16 protein-coding genes are annotated in these 17,539 nt (G+C 70.5%); 6 read left to right on the top strand and 10 right to left on the bottom strand.

Going from position 1 to position 17,539, the window contains the following annotated elements; genetic code table 11:
• The first annotated feature begins 139 nt into the window (after positions 1–139).
• Positions 140–1,798, top strand: a complete 1,659-nt coding sequence (locus RUR49_RS24445; protein WP_409149074.1) for an electron transfer flavoprotein-ubiquinone oxidoreductase — start codon at positions 140–142, stop codon at positions 1,796–1,798.
• Positions 1,799–1,811: 13 nt separating this feature from the next.
• On the opposite strand, the gene RUR49_RS24440 is transcribed toward RUR49_RS24445, so the two are convergent.
• The gene (locus RUR49_RS24440) at positions 1,812–2,450 is read right to left on the bottom strand and encodes a DedA family protein (RefSeq protein WP_409149073.1); all 639 of its coding nucleotides are present in this window, start codon (positions 2,448–2,450) and stop codon (positions 1,812–1,814) included.
• Between the two features lie 74 nt (positions 2,451–2,524).
• Positions 2,525–3,274 carry a lytic transglycosylase domain-containing protein gene (locus RUR49_RS24435; protein WP_409149072.1) on the bottom strand — a complete coding sequence of 250 codons (750 nt, stop codon included), beginning with the start codon at positions 3,272–3,274 and terminating at the stop codon, positions 2,525–2,527.
• A 352-nt stretch (positions 3,275–3,626) separates the two neighbouring features.
• Between RUR49_RS24435 and RUR49_RS24430 the strand changes: the two genes are divergently transcribed.
• Positions 3,627–4,370, top strand: coding sequence for a L,D-transpeptidase (locus RUR49_RS24430; protein WP_409149071.1), 744 nt, complete (start codon positions 3,627–3,629; stop codon positions 4,368–4,370).
• A gap of 30 nt (positions 4,371–4,400) precedes the next feature.
• Here RUR49_RS24430 and RUR49_RS24425 read toward each other — a convergent pair whose 3' ends face one another.
• On the bottom strand, positions 4,401–5,120 hold the full coding sequence (locus RUR49_RS24425; RefSeq protein ID WP_409149070.1) for a phytochelatin synthase family protein: 720 nt from the start codon (positions 5,118–5,120) through the stop codon (positions 4,401–4,403).
• A gap of 132 nt (positions 5,121–5,252) precedes the next feature.
• Here RUR49_RS24425 and RUR49_RS24420 point away from each other — a divergent pair, with 132 nt between their 5' ends.
• Positions 5,253–5,636, top strand: a complete 384-nt coding sequence (locus RUR49_RS24420) for a c-type cytochrome (RefSeq protein WP_409149069.1) — start codon at positions 5,253–5,255, stop codon at positions 5,634–5,636.
• Between the two features lie 47 nt (positions 5,637–5,683).
• On the opposite strand, the gene RUR49_RS24415 is transcribed toward RUR49_RS24420, so the two are convergent.
• From RUR49_RS24415 to RUR49_RS24405, 3 genes are read right to left on the bottom strand one after another with little or no spacing between them, the layout of a single operon-like run.
• A complete protein-coding gene (locus RUR49_RS24415; protein ID WP_409149068.1) occupies positions 5,684–7,168 on the bottom strand; it encodes a hypothetical protein in 1,485 nt (494 codons plus the stop codon).
• Positions 7,169–7,176: 8 nt separating this feature from the next.
• Complete coding sequence (locus RUR49_RS24410; protein ID WP_409149334.1) at positions 7,177–8,820, bottom strand: GMC oxidoreductase; 1,644 nt, start codon at positions 8,818–8,820, stop codon at positions 7,177–7,179.
• Between the two features lie 2 nt (positions 8,821–8,822).
• Positions 8,823–9,311 carry a hypothetical protein gene (locus tag RUR49_RS24405; RefSeq protein ID WP_409149067.1) on the bottom strand — a complete coding sequence of 163 codons (489 nt, stop codon included), beginning with the start codon at positions 9,309–9,311 and terminating at the stop codon, positions 8,823–8,825.
• A gap of 196 nt (positions 9,312–9,507) precedes the next feature.
• Between RUR49_RS24405 and RUR49_RS24400 the strand changes: the two genes are divergently transcribed.
• Entirely contained in the window at positions 9,508–10,947 is a 1,440-nt protein-coding gene (locus RUR49_RS24400) for a hypothetical protein (protein ID WP_409149066.1), read from the top strand.
• Between the two features lie 22 nt (positions 10,948–10,969).
• Complete coding sequence (locus RUR49_RS24395; protein WP_409149065.1) at positions 10,970–12,511, top strand: MFS transporter; 1,542 nt, start codon at positions 10,970–10,972, stop codon at positions 12,509–12,511.
• Positions 12,512–12,559: 48 nt separating this feature from the next.
• On the opposite strand, the gene choX is transcribed toward RUR49_RS24395, so the two are convergent.
• The gene (gene choX, locus RUR49_RS24390; protein ID WP_409149064.1) at positions 12,560–13,513 is read right to left on the bottom strand and encodes a choline ABC transporter substrate-binding protein; all 954 of its coding nucleotides are present in this window, start codon (positions 13,511–13,513) and stop codon (positions 12,560–12,562) included.
• Positions 13,514–13,580: 67 nt separating this feature from the next.
• A complete protein-coding gene (gene betC / locus RUR49_RS24385) occupies positions 13,581–15,119 on the bottom strand; it encodes a choline-sulfatase (protein ID WP_409149063.1) in 1,539 nt (512 codons plus the stop codon).
• Between the two features lie 99 nt (positions 15,120–15,218).
• Here betC and RUR49_RS24380 point away from each other — a divergent pair, with 99 nt between their 5' ends.
• Entirely contained in the window at positions 15,219–16,127 is a 909-nt protein-coding gene (locus tag RUR49_RS24380) for a LysR substrate-binding domain-containing protein (RefSeq protein WP_409149062.1), read from the top strand.
• Positions 16,128–16,131: 4 nt separating this feature from the next.
• On the opposite strand, the gene RUR49_RS24375 is transcribed toward RUR49_RS24380, so the two are convergent.
• Entirely contained in the window at positions 16,132–16,980 is an 849-nt protein-coding gene (locus tag RUR49_RS24375) for a zf-HC2 domain-containing protein (protein ID WP_409149061.1), read from the bottom strand.
• Entirely contained in the window at positions 16,977–17,510 is a 534-nt protein-coding gene (locus RUR49_RS24370) for an RNA polymerase sigma factor (protein WP_409149060.1), read from the bottom strand. The genes RUR49_RS24375 and RUR49_RS24370 overlap by 4 nt, the downstream gene beginning before the upstream one ends.
• Between the last annotated feature and the right edge of the window lie 29 nt (positions 17,511–17,539).

The following is a 17,539-nucleotide window of genomic DNA, read 5'->3' as shown; positions in this document are numbered from 1 at the left end:
CGCAATCGAAGCACCGGGAGCGGCGCTGCACCGCAGGATCGTCACCCCGAACGGCAGTGCCGTTCGATTGCAGCGATCCCCTCATCCCCTTAGAACGACGTTGGAAACGGTCGAAGGTCGGCGGGGCGAGGAGACGTTCATGGACGAGACGGAGCTGCCCGAGCGCGAGAGCATGGACGTCGACGTCGTCATCGTCGGCGCCGGCCCGGCCGGCCTCGCCACCGCCATCCGCCTGAAGCAGCTCTCGCCGGACCTCTCCGTCGTCGTGCTGGAGAAGGGCTCCGAGGTTGGCGCCCACATCCTGTCGGGCGCCGTCATCGACCCGTCCGGCCTCGACAAGCTGCTGCCGGAGTGGCGGAGCGAGGACACGCCGATCAAGACGCCGGTGACCGAGGACCGCTTCCTGCTGCTCGGCCCGGCCGGCTCGATCTGCCTGCCGAACTTCCTGATGCCGAAGCTGATGGGCAACCACGGCAACTACGTCGTGTCGCTCGGCAACGTCTGCCGCTGGCTCGCCGGCAAGGCGGAAGCGCTCGGCGTCGAGATCTATCCGGGCTTCGCCGCCGCCGAGCTCCTCACCGACGAGGCCGGCACGGTGATCGGCGTCGCCACCGGCGACATGGGCGTTGCGCGCGACGGCGAGCCGAAGGACGCCTTCACCCGCGGCATGGCGCTGATGGCGAAGTACACGGTGCTCGCCGAGGGCGCCCGCGGCTCGCTGACGAAGCGCGCCATCGCCCGCTACGGCCTTTCGAACGGCCGCGAGCCCGGCAAGTACGGTATCGGCCTCAAGGAGCTCTGGCGCGTCGATCCGGCGAAGCACCGGCCAGGCCTCGTGCAGCACACCTTCGGCTGGCCGCTCGACAGCAAGACCGGCGGCGGCTCGTTCCTCTATCACCTCGAGGACAACCAGATCGTCGTCGGCTACGTCGTCCACCTCAACTACAAGAACCCCTGGCTGTCGCCGTTCGACGAGTTCCAGCGCTTCAAGACCCATCCGGCGATCCGCGACGTCTTCGAGGGCGGCAAGCGCCTCTCCTACGGCGCCCGTGCCATCACCGAGGGCGGCTACCAGTCGGTGCCGAAGCTCGCCTTCCCCGGCGGTTGCCTCGTCGGCTGCGCGGCCGGCTTCGTCAACGTGCCGCGCATCAAGGGCAGCCACAACGCCATCCTCTCCGGCATGCTCGCCGCCGAGCACCTGGTGGCTGCGATCGGCGAGGGCCGCGCCCACGACACGCTGGAGACCTACGAGAAGTCCTGGCGCGGCTCGGAGATCGGCCGCGACCTCTGGCCGGTGCGCAACGTCAAGCCGCTGTGGTCGAAGCTCGGCACCTGGATCGGCGTGCCCCTCGGCGGCATCGACATGTGGTGCCAGAGCCTGTTCGGCTTCTCGCCCTTCGGCACGATGGGCCACGGCAAGCCGGACTACGCGTCGCTCGAGCCGGCCGCACAATCGAAGAAAATCGCTTACGCCAAGCCCGACGGCGTGCTGACCTTCGACCGCCTGTCCTCGGTGTTCCTGTCGAACACCAACCACGAGGAGGACCAGCCGGTGCACCTCAAGGTGAAGGACATGGCGCTGCAGAAGACGTCGGAACACGACGTCTATGGCGGGCCGTCCGCCCGCTACTGCCCGGCCGCCGTCTATGAGTGGGTGGAGGGGCCGGCGGGGCCGACCTTCGTGATCAACGCGCAGAACTGCGTGCACTGCAAGACGTGCGACATCAAGGATCCGAACCAGAATATCGACTGGCAGGTGCCGGAAGGTGCCGGAGGCCCGAACTACCCGAACATGTGAGGCTTCCCCGCCCTCAGGCGCCGGCCGCCGCGCGGCGGCGCCAGAGCACGAAGGCGGCGGCCGTCGCCGCCAGCAGCACCGCCAGCGCCACCCAGGCGGCCGGGGTGTGCAGCATCGCCTCGCCGGCCTTCTCTAGGCTGCCGATGTGGCCGGCGATGGCGCCTCCGAACAGGTAGGTGCCGCCGGCCCAGAAGGTCGTCCACATCGCCGCGCCGACGGCGTTCGCCGCCATGAACGACCACCACGGCAAGCCCGCGGCGCCGGCGACGACGCCGTTCAGCTGCCGCAGGATGTTGAAGAAGCGGGCGAAAACCACCGCCGCCGGGCCGTACTTCGAGAACGTCGCCTCGACGCGGCCCCAGCGCTCGGGCGTCAGGCCGACGCGGGCGCCCCACCGCAGGATCGCGGTCCGTCCGGCGAGCCGGCCGATCAGGTAGCCGACGGCGCCGCCGGCGGTGGAGCCGAGCCAGGCGGCCGGCAAGAGCGCCCACATCGAGATCTCGCCGCGCGCCGCCATGAAGCCGGAGAAGATCAGCATCGATTCGCCCGGCAGTGGCGCGCCGAGGCACTCGAAGAACAGCACGAGGGCGACGGCGACCGCACCGTCCGCCCGCACGAACGCCTCGACGTCCGAGAACAGATGTTCGAGCAAGATCGACGCCCTTCAGTGCCGCCGCCGACCGGCCGCCGCGTCAGCGCCGCCGGCCCCAGCCGGCGGCGTCGCGCTCAGCTTCCCTCGATCAGCTTGTCGGCGAAGTAGCCGAGGGCGCGCGAGTAGATGTTCGCCTTGTTCCAGCCCTGCAGCGCCGCGTAGTTCGGCTCGTCGGGGTGATAGCCGGCGCCGCGGATCCAGCCGTGCCCCTTGAGGAAGTTGGCGGTGGAGCCGAGCACATCCGGCACCGACTTGACGAGGTCGCGCCGGCCGTCGCCGTCATAGTCGAGGGCATAGCGATAGTAGGAGGTCGCCATGAACTGCGTCTGGCCGATCTCGCCCGCCCAGGCGCCGCGCATCTCCGCCGGCGTGATGTCGCCGCGATCGATCACCCGCAGCGCATCGAACAGCTGCTGCTGGAAGAAATCGGTGCGGCGGCAGTCGTAGGCAAGCGTCGCCAGCGAGCGGATTGCCGGCATCTTGCCGAGCACGACGCCGTAGTCCGTTTCCATGCCCCAGATCGCCACGATGATCTGCGGCGGCACACCGAAGTCCTTCTCGATGCGGGCAAGCAGCTGGGCATGCTTCTTCAGCATCTGCCGGCCCTTGGTGATGCGGCCGCCGGAGACGCGGTTCTTGATGAACTCCTCGAAGCTCACCTTGAAGTGCTTCTGATTGCGATCGAGGCCGATCACCTTCTTGTCATAGGTGATGCCGTTGAGGGCGGACACCGCCTGCGGACCGACGCCGAGGCTCGTCGCCTCGCGGCCGAAATCGGCCAGCCACTTGTTGAAGTCGCCGGTCTCGCACGGCATTGCGGCCATCGCCGGCGTCGCGCCCGCGAGCCCCGCGCCCATCATCATCGCCGCGGCAAGCCGCCGAAGTGCAGCGCTCCCCCACAGAGCCCGTCGCCGTGTCGACCCAAAGCGCATCGTCAGAACCTCGTCCTCGCGGCCGTCGTGGCCGTCATTCCGAATCTCGACCCCCGCGCCCGAACGCACTTTGCCGAATGCCGGCGCCATCGTCCACGTCGCGCGACCCGTCTCGATGCCAGTCTAGGCCGAGAATGCGGCGGGCCGTGGCTTCGATGCCATAGGAGCGGCGGGCGCGCTCGCCTAGGATCGAAAACGAATCAGCCGGCCCGGTCGGCACGGCTGCCGTTTTCGAGGCGTCGAGATGCCGGACATCAACCGTCGTGCCTTTCTCACCATCACCGCCAGTGCGGCGGCCGGTCTCGGCCTGTCGGCCTGCACCACCACCACGGCCCAGCAGCAGACGCCGGTCGTCGTCGCGAGCTACGCTCCGACGGATGGCCCGCCGCCGCCGCTCTACAGCGCCCTGCAGCTACCGCCCCCGAACCTGATGTACGCCGCCATCGACACCGAGCCCTTCCCGGTGCCGGCGATCAAGAACAGCCACCTCAAGCCGGAATTCATGCGGACCGTGGTGCCGAACACGACCGGCGAGCCCGCCGGCACGATCGTCGTCGATCCGCAGGCGCACTACCTCTACCTCGTGCAGGACAACGGCATGGCGATCCGCTACGGCGTCGGGGTCGGCAAGCAGGGGTTCGCCTGGTCGGGCGAGGCGGTGATCAAGTTCAAGCGCGAGTGGCCGGACTGGTATCCGCCGAAGGAGATGATCGAGCGGCGCCCGGACCTGCTGCCGCAGCTGACCGAGCTGCAGAGCGGCATCGGCATGGCCGGCGGCCAGAACAACCCGCTCGGCGTTCGCGCGCTCTATCTCTGGCAGGGCGACGTCGACACGCTCTACCGCATCCACGGTACGACGGAGCCGTGGTCGATCGGCCAGAGCGTCTCCTCCGGCTGCATCCGCATGATCAACCAGGACGTCATGGACCTTTACGCCCGCACGCCGCTGGAGACGCGGGTCGTGGTCGTCGGCTCCGACATGGTCTGAGGCCGCGGGCGGCGCGAAGCCGCCCCCGCCCTACTTCCGCACCACCACGTAGCCGCGCGTCTTCTTCGACGTCGTGTCGATGGTGTTCATCGCCGCATAGAGGCGCTCGGCGGTGATCCAGCTCGGCAGGTACTTGTAGCGGGCGACGTCGAGGAACAGGAAGCGGTCCTGTTCGGCGTTGTAGGCGGCGACCGGCGAGATGTGGCCGCCGCCGTCGACGCCGCCCTGGCCCAGCACGGCCCGGCTGACGTTGACGACGAGATAGGCGTTGGGGTCTTCAAGGGCGGCAATCGCCGCCTTGCGGAAGGCGTCGAGGTCGGTGTCCCCGGCGAACACGCGGTCGACCGTGGCGCCGTTGGTCTCCAGCAGCACCTCGAGCTGGTCGAGCGTGATGCCGCCCCCCTCGACCTGCTGGACCGACGCCACCTTCTCCAGAACCGGCAGCGTGAAGACGTTGCTCTCGTCCCAATAGGCGCTCGGATACCACTGCGGCGCCACTGGCGGCGTGATCTCGAGCGCGTTCAGCACCATCACCGAGGAGGCGATGCCGCAGAAGGTCTGCCGCGTCTCCGACACGAAGCGGGCGATCAGCGGGTAGAAGTCGCCCGTTTCGCTCGCCGTTTCGAACAGGCGCTCGCTTTCCGGGGTCAGGAAGTAAATGAGATCGTCGTCCGCGGCCTGGGACGACGGCGCCATCAGGGCAAGCGCCGCGGCAATGGCGGCGGCAGCGAACGTCTTCCTCACTGACATGGACGTCTTCCCCGTGTTGCTTCGCCTGTCGGCGGTTTGCGCGGCAGCCTGGAACGGCTAAACAATCTGGAAAGGCGAGGCGGACGTGTCGAGACCGTCGCCATCGGCCGGCGACAGGGGAGCAGACCGCCGATGAGCCCGACGAACCGGACCCGTGCGACCCGCATGCCCGACCGGGCCGGCGCGCTCCCGACGCTCCTCTCCGCCTGCGCCGCCCTCGGGCTCGCGGCTTTCGGCCTCGCCGCGCCCGCTCACGCCGGCGATGCCGCCGCGGGTCTGGCGAAATCGGCGATCTGCGCCTCCTGCCATGGCCCGCTCGGCCTGTCGCCGGTGCCGACCTATCCGAACCTCGCCGGCCAGAACCGGCTCTATCTCGAATACGCGCTGCGGCTCTACCGCTCCGGCGAACGCCGCGGCGATCAGGCCGGCATGATGTACACGGTGGCGCAGGCCCTGTCCGACACCGACATCGCCGATCTCGCCGCCTACTATGCGGACCTGCCGCGGCCCGACTGATCTCGCGCGCGCGCCGCTCACGGTCACGCCGATCACTGCGACGCCGCTCACTGCGACGCCTCGCCACCGGCGTTCGGCCTGGGCTGCGCCTTCGTCATGATCCACGAGAAGTCGTAGGGCGAGGAAAAGTGGCAGCCCATGCAGCTGCCGTTGCCGAAGACGAGCCGGTCGCTCGTCGAGGTCGCCCGCTGCTGCCGGTCGGCCGGGGCGTTGCCAATCTGGCCGAAGGTCTCCATCACGGCGTTGGCGAGATAGACCGGCATCGGCTTGCCACCCGCCATGTTGGCGACGGCGCCCGGGAAGGCAGCGCCGCTCTCCGGCGGGGCGGCTGGATCGGTCGGCCACTGCGTGCCGACCATCTCGTAGAAGCGCAGCACCGAGCCCGCATCCGCCAGCGAGGCCTGGACCCGGGCATTGAGGGCCTGCGTCTCTTTCGGGATCGGGGTGAGGCGCGTCACCTGGGTGCGGCGCTTGCCGTCCGCGCCCAGCGGCGCACCGACGTTCACCGGGCACCACTCGCAGTCGGGATCGTTGAAGCTCGGACGCAGGCGCACCGAGCGCCCATCGGCCGTCTTCACCGGCTGCAGGCGATCGACGGCGACATTGTCGACGTGTTCGAAGGTCGACCAGATCCACTGCGGCGAGGTCTCGGTCTTCTGGGCGATGTGGAAGCCGACGAGGCCGGCTGTCACCGGTACCCAGGTGGCGGCGCCGCCGGCGGCCGCCCCTCCCGCCACATAGGCGGGCTGCGTCAGGTAGCGGGAGAAATCATCGGTGGCCGGATCGAGGATGCGCCAGGCGAGCTTCAGCTCGATGGCGCCGAGGCGGTTGCCCTCGTAGCGGCCGGCCGGGAAGGTGAGCTTGCCGTTGCGGCGCACGTAGTCGGCGAGCCCGCCGGCGTGGAAGAGCTCGTTGTCGACGATGAAGCGGTACTCGACCTCGTTCACCAGCATCTCGTAGTGCGCCGGATTGCCGTTCTGGTCGAAGACGGCGAACGAGAAGGCCTGGTCGACCTCGTCGGCGACCGTGAGGCGCTGGGTGGAGGAGAGGTTGTGGAGGATGCGCGCGTCGCCGCTGTCGATCGGCGGCGCCTCGGCCGCATCGCCGTCCTCCAGCACCGGGCCCTGCACGCGGTCGGCGAGCGGCAGCGAGCGGGTCTTCGCGCTCCAGGCGTCGGGGGCTGCCCCGTCGGGCTTGAAGATCTGGTAGACCTCCATCCAGGTCGACCACTGCGGTGCGCCGGCGTCGCCGATCGCGGGTCGCGGCCTGCCCTCCCCGTCCACCGGCCAGTTGAGCGCGATGAACGCCGCCCACTGCTGGCGCTCGAACAGGCGATGCGCCAGCACGAGGTCGCCCTCGGCGAGCAACCGGGCGCGGATGCCGGGATCGACGTCGGCGGGGATCGTCGGCGACAGGGGGATCGCCGCGTCCGGCAACGCCTCGCCGCGCTCCGGCAGCGCAACCGAACCGAGTGCAGCGGCCGCGGCCACCACCGCCGCTGCCACCCATACGCCGATCGTCCCTCTCGCCACGCGACCTCTCATTTCCCGCCGAGATCGGCCATGATCCGATCCGCCGCCCGCAGCGCGTTGGCGCCGACCGTCAAGGTCGGCGCGTTCACCGGCGCCGTCACGTGCGTGCTCGGGCCGACGATGAACAGGTTCGGATGGTCGTGGGTGCGCAGGTCCGGCCCGACCACCGAGGTCTTCGGATCGCTGCCCATCCGCGTCGTGCCACAGATGATGGCGCTCGACAGGTACGGCGTGTTCGTCTTCACGCCGGTGGCGCCGAGCGCCTCGAAGATCTTCAGCGTCGCCTCGCGGGCGTGGTCGATACCGGCCTTCGTGTAGTCGTCGACGCGGAAGGTGATCTTCGGGCGCGGGATGCCGGCGCTGTCCGGCTGGTCCCAGGCGAGCTCGACGCGATTGTTGGCGTCGGGCAGCGTCTCGGCCGACGAATTGAGCCTGAGGTGGCGGGCGATCTCGTGGCGCAGCGTGCCGATCATCGCGTGGCCGCGGACGCCATCCTTGGCGAGCTCGCGGGCGCGGTCGACGGCGTCCGTGTTGCCCGACCAGCCGTCGTTCATGAACGAGCAGCCGACCGCCGCCCGCTCGGAGCGGAAGGGCCCGTCGCGCCACTCGATGATGCCGGAGGTCTGCTGCGGCCCGCGGTAGGGATAAACCGGGTCCTTCGTCAGGCCCCAGACGTCCTGGTTCAGCTGGCTGAGCAGATAGCGCCCGACCGCGCCGCTCGAGTTCGCCACACCCTCCGGCGCGTCCTCGCCGCGCGAGTGCAGCAGCAGCCTTGGCGTCTCGATGGCGTGGCAGGCGACGAGGTAGGACTTGCCCCGTGCCGTGAACTCCGACCCGTCCGGCCGGCGCACTCGCACGCCGGCGATCGTCCGGTCGGCGGCGAGCAGGAGGCGCGTGGCGAGCGCCTGTACCTCGACACGGGCGCCGAGCGCCTCCGCCTTCAGGACGTGCACCGAGCCGTCGTACTTCGCCTGGATCGGGCAGATCGGCACGCAGGTGTTGTTGCCGCAGCAGGGCGGGCGCCCGTCGTAGAAGATCGAGTTGCGGGCGTGCGAGAACGGCCGGGAGGACAGGCCGAATCGCGCGAGCACGGTGTCGACCTGGCGGTCCATGTAGGTCGGCGGGATCGGCGGCAGCGGATAGGGCGTCGTGCGCGGCGAGCCCCAGTCGTAGGACGGGTCGCCGGCGACGCCCCACATCTTCTCGACTTCCTCGTAGTAGGGGACGAGGTCCTCGTAGGCGATCGGCCAGTCCTCGGCGACGCCGTAGTCCGTCCGCATCCGGAAGTCGGCCGGGCGCAGGCGGTCGCCGAAGCCGGTCCAGTGCCAGGTGGTGCCGCCGAGTTGGCGCGCATAGGAGCCGACAAACTGGTCCGGCCCCGCCTGCACGTAGAAGGCGTTAGGGTCCTCGTCGGTCGGGAACGGCGCGTAGGGTGGCGGCGTATAAGGGGCGTTCGGGCCCTTGCCGAGGCTCTTCACGAAGGTCTCGACCGCTTCAGTGCGGGTGAGCCGCGGGCCCGCCTCGAGGACGAGCACCGACACCCCCGCTCCGGCCAGCCGGAAGGCGGCGTGCCCGCCGCCGATGCCGGCCCCGACGATGACGACGTCGGCTTCCATGTCCCCCGCCACCCGATCACCCGCCCCCTGCGCCATCGTCACGCGCCCTCGGGTGCGTCGGCCCACCAGCCGAAACCGGGGCCGCAGACGCTCGGCGCCTTGGTGAAGGCCAGCACCTCCCAGGCGAGCGCCTGGTGGAAGCCGATCGCCGTGACGGTACCGTCGTCGGCGTCGGCGATCTCGCCGGTGTAGAGCATCGCGACGAGGCTGCGGGCGGCGGCCTCGACCGCGGCGTCCTCGAACGGGCGGACGATGTCGTCGGCGTCGCGGGCGAGCACCGCCCGGTGCAGGCGCGCTAAAACGTCGGCGCCGGCATCCCGCGAGAGGGCCGTGAGTGCGAGTTCGAGCAGCGTCGGATCGCGCATCCCGGTGCCGGCGAGGATCTGCACGGCAACTGACCAGTCCTGAGCTGCCACCGCTGGGAAAGCGGGAAGGCTCGCGACCCCGGCCAGTGCGACCAGCACGGCACGGCGGTCGGGCCCGGAGTGACGGACGGGCGGCTCGTCGTTCGTTGCGGATCGCCGCATTGCTCTCGCGTTCTCCCCCGGCGTCGGCCACGGCTGCCTCGGGCCGCGCCCATCGGGCTCACCTTAGAGCAACTGGTAGGGCCAAGTCCAAGTGGAGGATTGCGCTTGCAGAGTGCAACGGTGGCTTGCCGCCGCGCGGCGGCGCATCGTATCGAGGCGGCGGGGGCGGCCGGAAGAAGCCATTGGGAGAATCGACATGCGACACTGGAGCCGGCTCGGAACGGCGCTCTGCCTCACCCTTGCGTTGGTGGGCGCCCCGATCGCCGCGTACGCGGACAACCAGACGCCGACGGTGTCGAACGTCTCCCTCGACACGAGCGCCCTGCCCTATGCGGTGACGCTCGAGCGCGTGAACACCGACGGCAAGCTGCCGACCCTGCAGAGCTTCGCCACGGCGACCCACAACGGCCTGTGGATCCTGATCGGCGGCCGCACCAACGGCCTGCACGACTTCACCAACGACCCGCTGAAGAACTTCCCACCGAGCGACCAGAACCGCAAGATCTGGGTGATCGACCCGCAGAAGTGGAAGGTGTGGTCGCGCCGCCTCGACGATTCGCAGCTCAACCAGAACCAGATCGACGAACTGTCGACCACCGCCACCGAGAGCGTGCAGGTCGGCGACACGCTCTACGTCATCGGCGGCTACGGCTATTCGAAGAAGGTGGAGGATTTCCGCACCCAGGCGGTGATGACGGCCTTCGACGTGAAGAAGCTCGTCGACTGGGTGAAGCGCGATTCCAACAAGGGGCTGGAGAAGATCATCCGCCAGGTGCGCGACAGTCTCCTGCGCGTCACCGGCGGTCAGCTGGCCGTCATCGACGGGCGCTTCATCCTCGCCTTCGGCCAGAACTTCAAGGGCGGCTACGGCGACCCGGACAGCGTCAAGCAGGTCTACACCGGCCAGGTGCGCAGCTTCGAGGTCGTCGACGACGGCAACGTGCTGAAGGTGCGCGACGTCAAGCGCAGCCCCTCGCAGCCCGACCGCACCGACTACCGCCGCCGCGACTACAACATGCTGCCGTTCATGGACACCTCCGGCGGAAAGGAGAAGCCGGCGCTCACCGCCTATGCCGGCGTCTTCACCGTGACCAACGGCGTCTACACCGTGCCGGTGGAGATCGACGCGAAGGGGCGCCCGACGATGGCGGACCCCGATGCGTCCGGCACCTTCAAGCAGGCGATGAACGGCTACAACGCCGCCAACCTCGCGATCTTCGATTCCAGCAGTGGCGAGAGCCACGCGCTGTTCTTCGGCGGCATCAGCTACGTCACCTACAACGAGAAGACCGGCAAGTTCAAAGAGGACGCCTCGATCCCGTTCACCAACGACGTGACGGCGATCGTCCGCAAGCCGAACGGCAAGTACAAGCAGTACTTGCTGACGCAGTTCCCCCGCGTGAAGGGGCCCGACGTCGACAAGTACCGCTTCGGCGCCGAGGCGGCGGTGTTCCTCGATCCCGATGTGCCTGTGACCGACAATGGCATGGTCGACCTGAAGAAGCTCAAGAAGCAGAAGGGCAAGGGCAAGACCCGCATCGGCTGGATCTTCGGCGGCATCGCCGCGGAGAAGCCGAACAACGGGGCGACGGTCGCATCGAACGAGGTGTTCGAGATCGTGCTCGACCTGAAGTGACCCGCGCGCGGCGGACGGCACGATGACCGGACCGGCCAGGTCGGCGAGCCCGCCGGCGCGGCCGGACTCGGCGGCGTCCGCCGCCTCCCTCTCCCCATCAGGCCCGTCGTCGCCCGCGGGCAACGCCGCGCCCGGCCTCGCCCTGTCGGTGCTGGTGGTGACCGGACCGGCGCTGCGCACCGCGCTCCTCGGCGGCCTGCTGGTCGCCGAGGGGGCGATCGGCACCGCCTTCACGCTCAATGCCGAGGTTCAGGCGATCCTCCTAGAGGCGGTCGTGCTGGGCAACCTCCTCGCCGTCTTCCTGCTGCCGGCGATGATGCACCGCTTCACCTCCGGCCGCATCGGCGTCGCCTCGGCGGTCGCGACAGTGGTTATCCTCGCCCTCGGCATGGCTGCCGGGGCGCTCGGCGTCCGCTCCGGCCCGGCGGCGACCGCCGCTTTGCTGCTCGCCAGCCTCGCCGCAGGCTTCGCCGTCGCGGTGCTGGCGCCGGTGACGCAGATTTTGCTCAACAGCGGCACCGAGGGCAACGCGCGGGCGACGCACACCCTGCAGTCCCTGTGGAACGCCGGCCAGCCGGCCGGGTTCGTCGCAGCCAGCCTGATCGCCGGCGTGCTGATCGGCCCGCTCGGCTGGGGCGCCGCCCTGATCGTGCCGCTGATCCTCGCCGTCGTCGCGAGCGTCGCCATGGTCGCCTGTCGCCTCGGCCGCCCGCCGCGCGAGGCGACGCCGGCGCCGGCGCCCGACCGCACCGAGATCGCCCTCATCGTCATGGCGCTGATCGCCTTCGAGCTGTGGTCGACGATCGGCACCCTGCGATCCTGGTTCGGCCCGGCGTGCCTCGTCGCCCTCGCGGTCACGCTGGTGGCGGGCGGCTATGCCCTGCACGGCCTGCTCACCTCGCCGGCGCCCGCCATCTCGGTGACGCCCTTCCGCGTGCGCAGCTTCGCGATGGCGACACTGGTACTGTTCCTGTTCCAGTTCGCCACGACGGCGGAGTTCGAGGTGCTGCTGCTCGCCGACCTCGCGAAGATGTCGGCAATCGACCTCGGCGACCGCACCGCCGTCGGCAACCTCGCCCAGATCGCCGGCACGGCGCTCGCGGGCCTGATGCTGGTGCGCAAGGCAGCGGGCGCCGGCCTGCTCATCGGCCTCGCCATCACCACCGTCGGGCTCGCGAGCTACATCACCTATCCGTGGCTCGACGATCTCTTCTACGTCACCCTCACGCGCTCGATCGTCGGCTTCGGGTCCGGCCTGGTGACGCCGATCCTGTTCACGCTGGCGCTCGCCGCGATCGGCCCGCGCGACCATGTCGCCGCGGGAACGTGGCTGGTGATTGCCACCGTCGCCGGCACCGAGATCGGCCTTGCCCTGCTCGACATCGTGCTGGCGGCGTCGACCGCGATCACCGGCTCGGACCGAAACGGCTACATCGGCGTCGAGAGCGTGCAGTTTCTCATCGGCCTCGCCGTCGCGCTGGCGGCCGCCGCGCTCTTGTCCGCGATGCAGAAGCAGCCGCCCCTGATGACGAAGGCGGCGGGTGTGACCCCTCCGCCTTCCTGATCCGTCCGAGTCGGCGGGCGAACCCGCCGGTCTGGTGAGCGGATGGCCTCAGCCGCCGATTGCCGCCTTCACCGCCGCCGCGCCGTCGCCGCCGTCGAAGGTTGTGACCCCGGCGACCCACGGCGTCACCACGTCCGGGTGCGCCTTCAGGTAGGCGAGCGCCGCCTTCTTCGGGTCGGTGCCGCCGTCGAGGATCTCGCCCATGATCTCGTTCTCCATGTCGACGGTGAACGTCATCTGGGTCAGCAGCTTGTTGAGGTTCGGGCAGTCCTCGGCGAAGCCCTTGCGGGTGACGGTGTGGACGCTGGAGGAGCCGAAGTTCGGGCCGAACTCGGCGTCGCCGCCCGAGAGATAGACGAGGTCGTGGTTGGTGTTCATCGGATGCGGCTCCCACGCCGGGAAGACGATCCACTCGTCGCGGCCCTCGGAGCGCTTCACCTGGCCGAGCATGCCCTGCTCGGAGGATTCGACGATGTCCCAGCCCTTCAGCCCGTGGTCGCCCTGCTCGACCATCTTGGTGAGCGTCTGGTTGACTGCCGATCCCGCCTCGATCGAGTAGATCTTCGAGCCGAACTTGTCGGCGTGGGCGGCGAGGTCCTTGAAGTCTTTGACGCCGCCGTCGGCGACGTACTTCGGCACCGCCAGCGTGAAGCGGATGCCGTCGAGGTTCTTCTTCACCACCACCATGTCGCCGGAGGCGACCAGCGGCTCGACGAAGCGCGCCTGCACCGGCATCCAGTTGCCGAGGAAGACGTCGAGCTCGCCGATCTTCAGCCCCTCGAAGGTGACGGGGACGGCGAGCGTGTTGACCTTCTGCTCGTAGCCGAGCGCCTCGGCGACGACACCGAACAGCGCGTTGGTGGAGGTGATGTCAGTCCAGCCCGGATCTGACATGCGCACCGTCTGGCAGGCGGGCGCGTCGGCGGCGAAGGCGGCGGGGGCGAAGGTGGAGAGCGCCGTCGCGGCGGCGAGGGCGAGCACGGCTTTCATCGTGGGGGTCATGGTCGTGGTCCCTTGCTGGTCGGTTCTGGAGGCTTGTGTTGTTTTTTCTTTGGGTCCCCGACGCGGCTCAGGCCGCGTCGGCGGTGGCGGCACGCACGCGCGGAAAGCGGGCGCGCGCCTCGAGGTCGTCGAGATCGGCATAGCGGCGGATGTAGCTGCGCGAGGCGTCGCGGATCGGCTGGTGATCCCACTTCGGGTCGGCGCCCTCGGTGAGGGCCCCGGCGACGAGCCGCCGCCGCCGCTGGCTCGCCCGCACATCAGCGTCGAGCGCCGCGAGGTCCCAGCGGCCGGCGATCTCGCTCCGCAGCGCCGAAACGGCGGCCGCGTGCGCCGGCTCAGCGGCGAGGTTCACGCGCTCGTAGGGGTCGGCGCCAAGGTCGTAGAGCTGGTCGGGATCGACGGGGCTGTGGATGAACTTGGTGTCGCCGCGGCGGATCATCACCACCGGCGCCACCGCGCCCTCCGCCAGGTACTCGCCGATCGCCTCGTCATGGCCCTGTGCGCCGGAGAGATGTGGCAGCAGGCTGCGGCCGTCGATCTCGTCGAGGCCCTCGGTCGGGGCACCGTCGGCGGCGATGCCCGCGAGCGTCGGGGTGAGATCGACGAGCGACACCGCCGACGCGACGCGGCGGGCCCCGATGTGGTGCGGCGCGTGGACGATCAGCGGCACCCGCGCCGAGCCCTCGAAGAAGCTCATCTTGTACCAGAGCCCGCGCTCGCCCAGCATCTCGCCGTGGTCGCTGGTCAGGATCACAACGGTGTCGTCGGCGAGCCCGGTCTCCTCCAAGGCACCCGTCAGCCGGCCGACGATCTCGTCGACGAAGGACACGGCGCCGAGATAGGCGCGCCGCGCCGTGATCACTTGCGTCCCGCTGACCGGCTCGACGTCCATGTTGGAGACGTGGCGCAGCCGCGCCGAGTGCGGGTCGAGGGCCACGTCGCCGAGCCCCAGCCGCGGCAGGCCGGCGTCCGCGTCGCTGTAGAGGTCGAAGAAGCGGCGGGGCACGGCGAACGGGTCGTGCGGGTGCGTCAGCGAGGCGACGAGGCAGAACGGCCGGGCGTCAGCGCCGCGGGCGGCGTCGAAGATCGCCCGCTCGGCGGTAAACGCCACCTCCTCATCGAAGTCGAGCTGGTTCGTCCGGATGCAGGTGCCGGCGTCCGCGACCGAGCTCATGTTGTGGTACCAGCTCGGCCGCCGCTCCGGCCGCGCCCAGTCCGGCGTCCAGCCGAAGTCGGCCGGGTAGATGTCGGTGGTGAGCCGCTCCTCGAAGCCGTGCAGCTGGTCCGGCCCGGCGAAGTGCATCTTGCCGGCGAGCGTCGTGCGGTAGCCGCGCATCCGCATCAGGTGGGCGAAGGTCGGCACGTCCGAGCCGAACGGCGCGGCGTTGTCGTAGCCGCCGGTGCGCGACGGCAGCCGGCCGGTCATGAACGCCGCGCGTGACGGCGCACACAGCGGGCTGTTGCAATAGGCGGCGTCGAAGACGGCCCCGTTCTCCGCCAGCCGGTCGATCGCCGGCGTGCGGGCGCGGCCGCCATAGGCGGGCAGGACCATCGGATTGAGCTGGTCCGCCATGATCAGGAGTACGTTCAGTCGCCGCCGGCCCACCACCGTCCACCCCGCTTCACCTCAGGCATCATCAGAGTTTCCGGCGATCAGCGGTTGCCGTAAACTCGCGCTCACCAGATGAAGGCATGAGTGGACGTCATGGCATCACGACCCCGATTGCCGCCTCTGCAACAGTTCGCGGTGCTGGAGGCGGCGGTTCGACACCGCGGCTTCACGGCGGCGGCGCGCGAGCTAGGCCTGACGCAGTCGGCGGTCAGCCGGCAGATCGCGGCGCTCGAGGAAAAGCTCGGCGTGCCGCTGTTCGACCGCGTCTGGCGCGGCGTCACGCCGACGGAGGCGTGCCTGCACCTCGCGAGCGCCACCGGCGAGGCGCTCGCCGCCCTCGCCCGGGCCGTGGAGACTGCGCGAACCATCGGCGGCGCCCACACTCTGACGGTCGCAACCGACTTCGGCTTCGCCGCCTTCTGGCTGCTGCCGCGGCTTTCCGAGATGCGGCGGGTGATGGGCGACGTCGACGTCCGCATCGTCACGCGCCAGGAGGACTTCGACCCGGACTCGGATGCGGAGGACGTCTCGATCGTCTTCGGCGGCGGCCCGTGGCCGCGGGCGCGGGCGAGCCTCCTCGTCGGCGAGCACGTCACGCCGGTGGCCTCCCCCGGCTTCCTGGCGGAGACGGCGGTGGCCGGCGTCGCCGATCTCGACCGGCTGCCGCTCCTCCACCTCGACGCCCCCGGGCCGGGTCGCTGGCTCGGCTGGTCGGACTATGCGGACAGCATCGGCACGCGCCTCACGGGGCGCACGCCGGGTCTCGCCTTCAACAACTACATCCTGGTCGTGCAGGCGGCGATCGCCGGCCAGGGCCTGGCGCTCGGCTGGCGGCCGCTGGTCGACGACGCGCTGGAGCGTGGCCTGCTCGTGCCGGCGCCGCTCCCCGCCGTCACCAGCGCCCGGGGCTACCACATCGTCCGCCCGAACCGCCGCGTCGAGGCGGCGGCCGTCGCCCCCTTCCGGCGCTGGCTGCGGCAGACGCTGGCGGGCCGCGCCTGAGCGGTCAACGCCGCGGCAGCGCCCGCTCCTCCTCCACCGTCAACGAGGCACCCGCGCCGGCCGCGTCGAGGAAGGCGTCGACGACGCCGGTGGCGACGTCGGAGGCCGGCGTGTAGGCGCCGTCGTCGCTGGTCGCCGTCACCGCCACCTCGACGACGAGGCCGGAGCCACGATCGCACGCCACCCCTTCGACCGCGCCAGCCTCGGCACCGCGCACCGTGAAGACGCGGCAGACGCCGTCGTCGACCGGGAAGCTCGCCACCGCCGCGATCCGCCGTCCGTCGGCTAGCGTCCGCTCTTCGCCGGAGACGAGGCCGGCGAGCGCCCCCGTCACCGCCCCGTCGCCACCGAGCGGCGCCACGGTGGCGACGTCGGTGACGGGCGCCCGCGCATCGCCGATCAGGAAGCCGGCGAGGCCGGCAGCGATCATCAGGCTCGCCGCGATCGGCAGCGCCAGCAGCGCCGCCCGCCGCCGCTGCGGAAAGGCGATGACGCGGGCGCCGATTTCGGGTGCCGGTTCCGGCGCCAGACTCGGTGCCGCCGAATTCGGGGTCGCCGGATTCGGGGACGCCGGATTCGGGGCCACGGACGCCTGCCGTGCCCGTTCGGCCGCCGCCCGCACCGCCGCGACCAGCGCCGCCGGCACCGGCTCGGCCCGTGCCTCGGCGAGCGCGCCGCGGGCGAGCATGCGGGTGTCGCGGAAGTCGGCGGCCCGCCGCTTCAGGCCGGCGTCCGCGGCGATGGCGCGCTCGACAGCCGCCGCATCCTCTGCGGCGAGTTCGCCGTCGACATAAGCCATCAGCATCTCGTCACTCATCTCCATCGCCGGCTCCCGGCCCGTCTCCTCGGTCATGGCCGTCCTCCCACCGTGCGGTCCACCGGCTGCGCCGCCGGCGCGTCGAGCGCGGCTGCGAGTGCTCGCCGGGCCCGCGACAGCCGGCTCATCACCGTGCCGATCGGCACCTCCAGAACCTCGGCGGCATCGCGGTAGCTGAGATCCTCGACGCAGACGAGCATCAGCACCTCCCGCTGGTCCTCGGGCAGTCGGTCGATCGCCGCCCGCACCGCCGCCATCGTCGAGCGCACCTCGACGGTGTGGCGCCCGTCCTCGCCGGCGACTGACAGGCCCGCCTCGTCGTCGTCGAGCGAGGTCTCGTCGCGGCGGCGCCGGTGGCGGTCGATCCACAGGTTGCGCAGGATGCGGAATATCCAGGCGTCGAGCCGGGTGCCCGGCCGCCAGGTGTCGATCGCGCCGAAGGCCCGCTCGCAGGCGGCCTGCACGAGGTCGTCCGCCTCGTCGCGCCGCCGCGCCAGCGACAGCGCGAAGCTGCGCAGCCGCGGCAGCATCGCCACGATCTCGTCCCCGATCTCCACCGTCGCCATGCGTTTCCCCGTCGCCGTGGTGCGAACGC

It is taken from the genome of Pseudoxanthobacter sp. M-2 (assembly GCF_046156265.1).
Lineage (GTDB): Bacteria > Pseudomonadota > Alphaproteobacteria > Rhizobiales > Segnochrobactraceae > CAMDHY01.
This window is presented reverse-complemented; position numbering and strand designations above follow the sequence as displayed.

Excerpts from the sequence above, each read along its gene's own strand:
- RUR49_RS24445 (WP_409149074.1), top strand. The coding sequence starts at position 140 with ATGGACGAGACGGAGCTGCCCGAGCGCGAGAGCATGGACGTCGACGTC.
- choX (WP_409149064.1), bottom strand. The coding sequence starts at position 13,513 with ATGACCCCCACGATGAAAGCCGTGCTCGCCCTCGCCGCCGCGACGGCG.
- RUR49_RS24405 (WP_409149067.1), bottom strand. The coding sequence starts at position 9,311 with ATGCGGCGATCCGCAACGAACGACGAGCCGCCCGTCCGTCACTCCGGG.
- RUR49_RS24420 (WP_409149069.1), top strand. The coding sequence starts at position 5,253 with ATGAGCCCGACGAACCGGACCCGTGCGACCCGCATGCCCGACCGGGCC.
- RUR49_RS24370 (WP_409149060.1), bottom strand. The coding sequence starts at position 17,510 with ATGGCGACGGTGGAGATCGGGGACGAGATCGTGGCGATGCTGCCGCGG.
- RUR49_RS24380 (WP_409149062.1), top strand. The coding sequence starts at position 15,219 with ATGGCATCACGACCCCGATTGCCGCCTCTGCAACAGTTCGCGGTGCTG.
- RUR49_RS24395 (WP_409149065.1), top strand. The coding sequence starts at position 10,970 with ATGACCGGACCGGCCAGGTCGGCGAGCCCGCCGGCGCGGCCGGACTCG.
- RUR49_RS24425 (WP_409149070.1), bottom strand. The coding sequence starts at position 5,120 with ATGTCAGTGAGGAAGACGTTCGCTGCCGCCGCCATTGCCGCGGCGCTT.
- RUR49_RS24410 (WP_409149334.1), bottom strand. The coding sequence starts at position 8,820 with ATGGCGCAGGGGGCGGGTGATCGGGTGGCGGGGGACATGGAAGCCGAC.
- RUR49_RS24435 (WP_409149072.1), bottom strand. The coding sequence starts at position 3,274 with ATGGCCGCAATGCCGTGCGAGACCGGCGACTTCAACAAGTGGCTGGCC.
- RUR49_RS24430 (WP_409149071.1), top strand. The coding sequence starts at position 3,627 with ATGCCGGACATCAACCGTCGTGCCTTTCTCACCATCACCGCCAGTGCG.
- RUR49_RS24375 (WP_409149061.1), bottom strand. The coding sequence starts at position 16,980 with ATGACCGAGGAGACGGGCCGGGAGCCGGCGATGGAGATGAGTGACGAG.
- RUR49_RS24400 (WP_409149066.1), top strand. The coding sequence starts at position 9,508 with ATGCGACACTGGAGCCGGCTCGGAACGGCGCTCTGCCTCACCCTTGCG.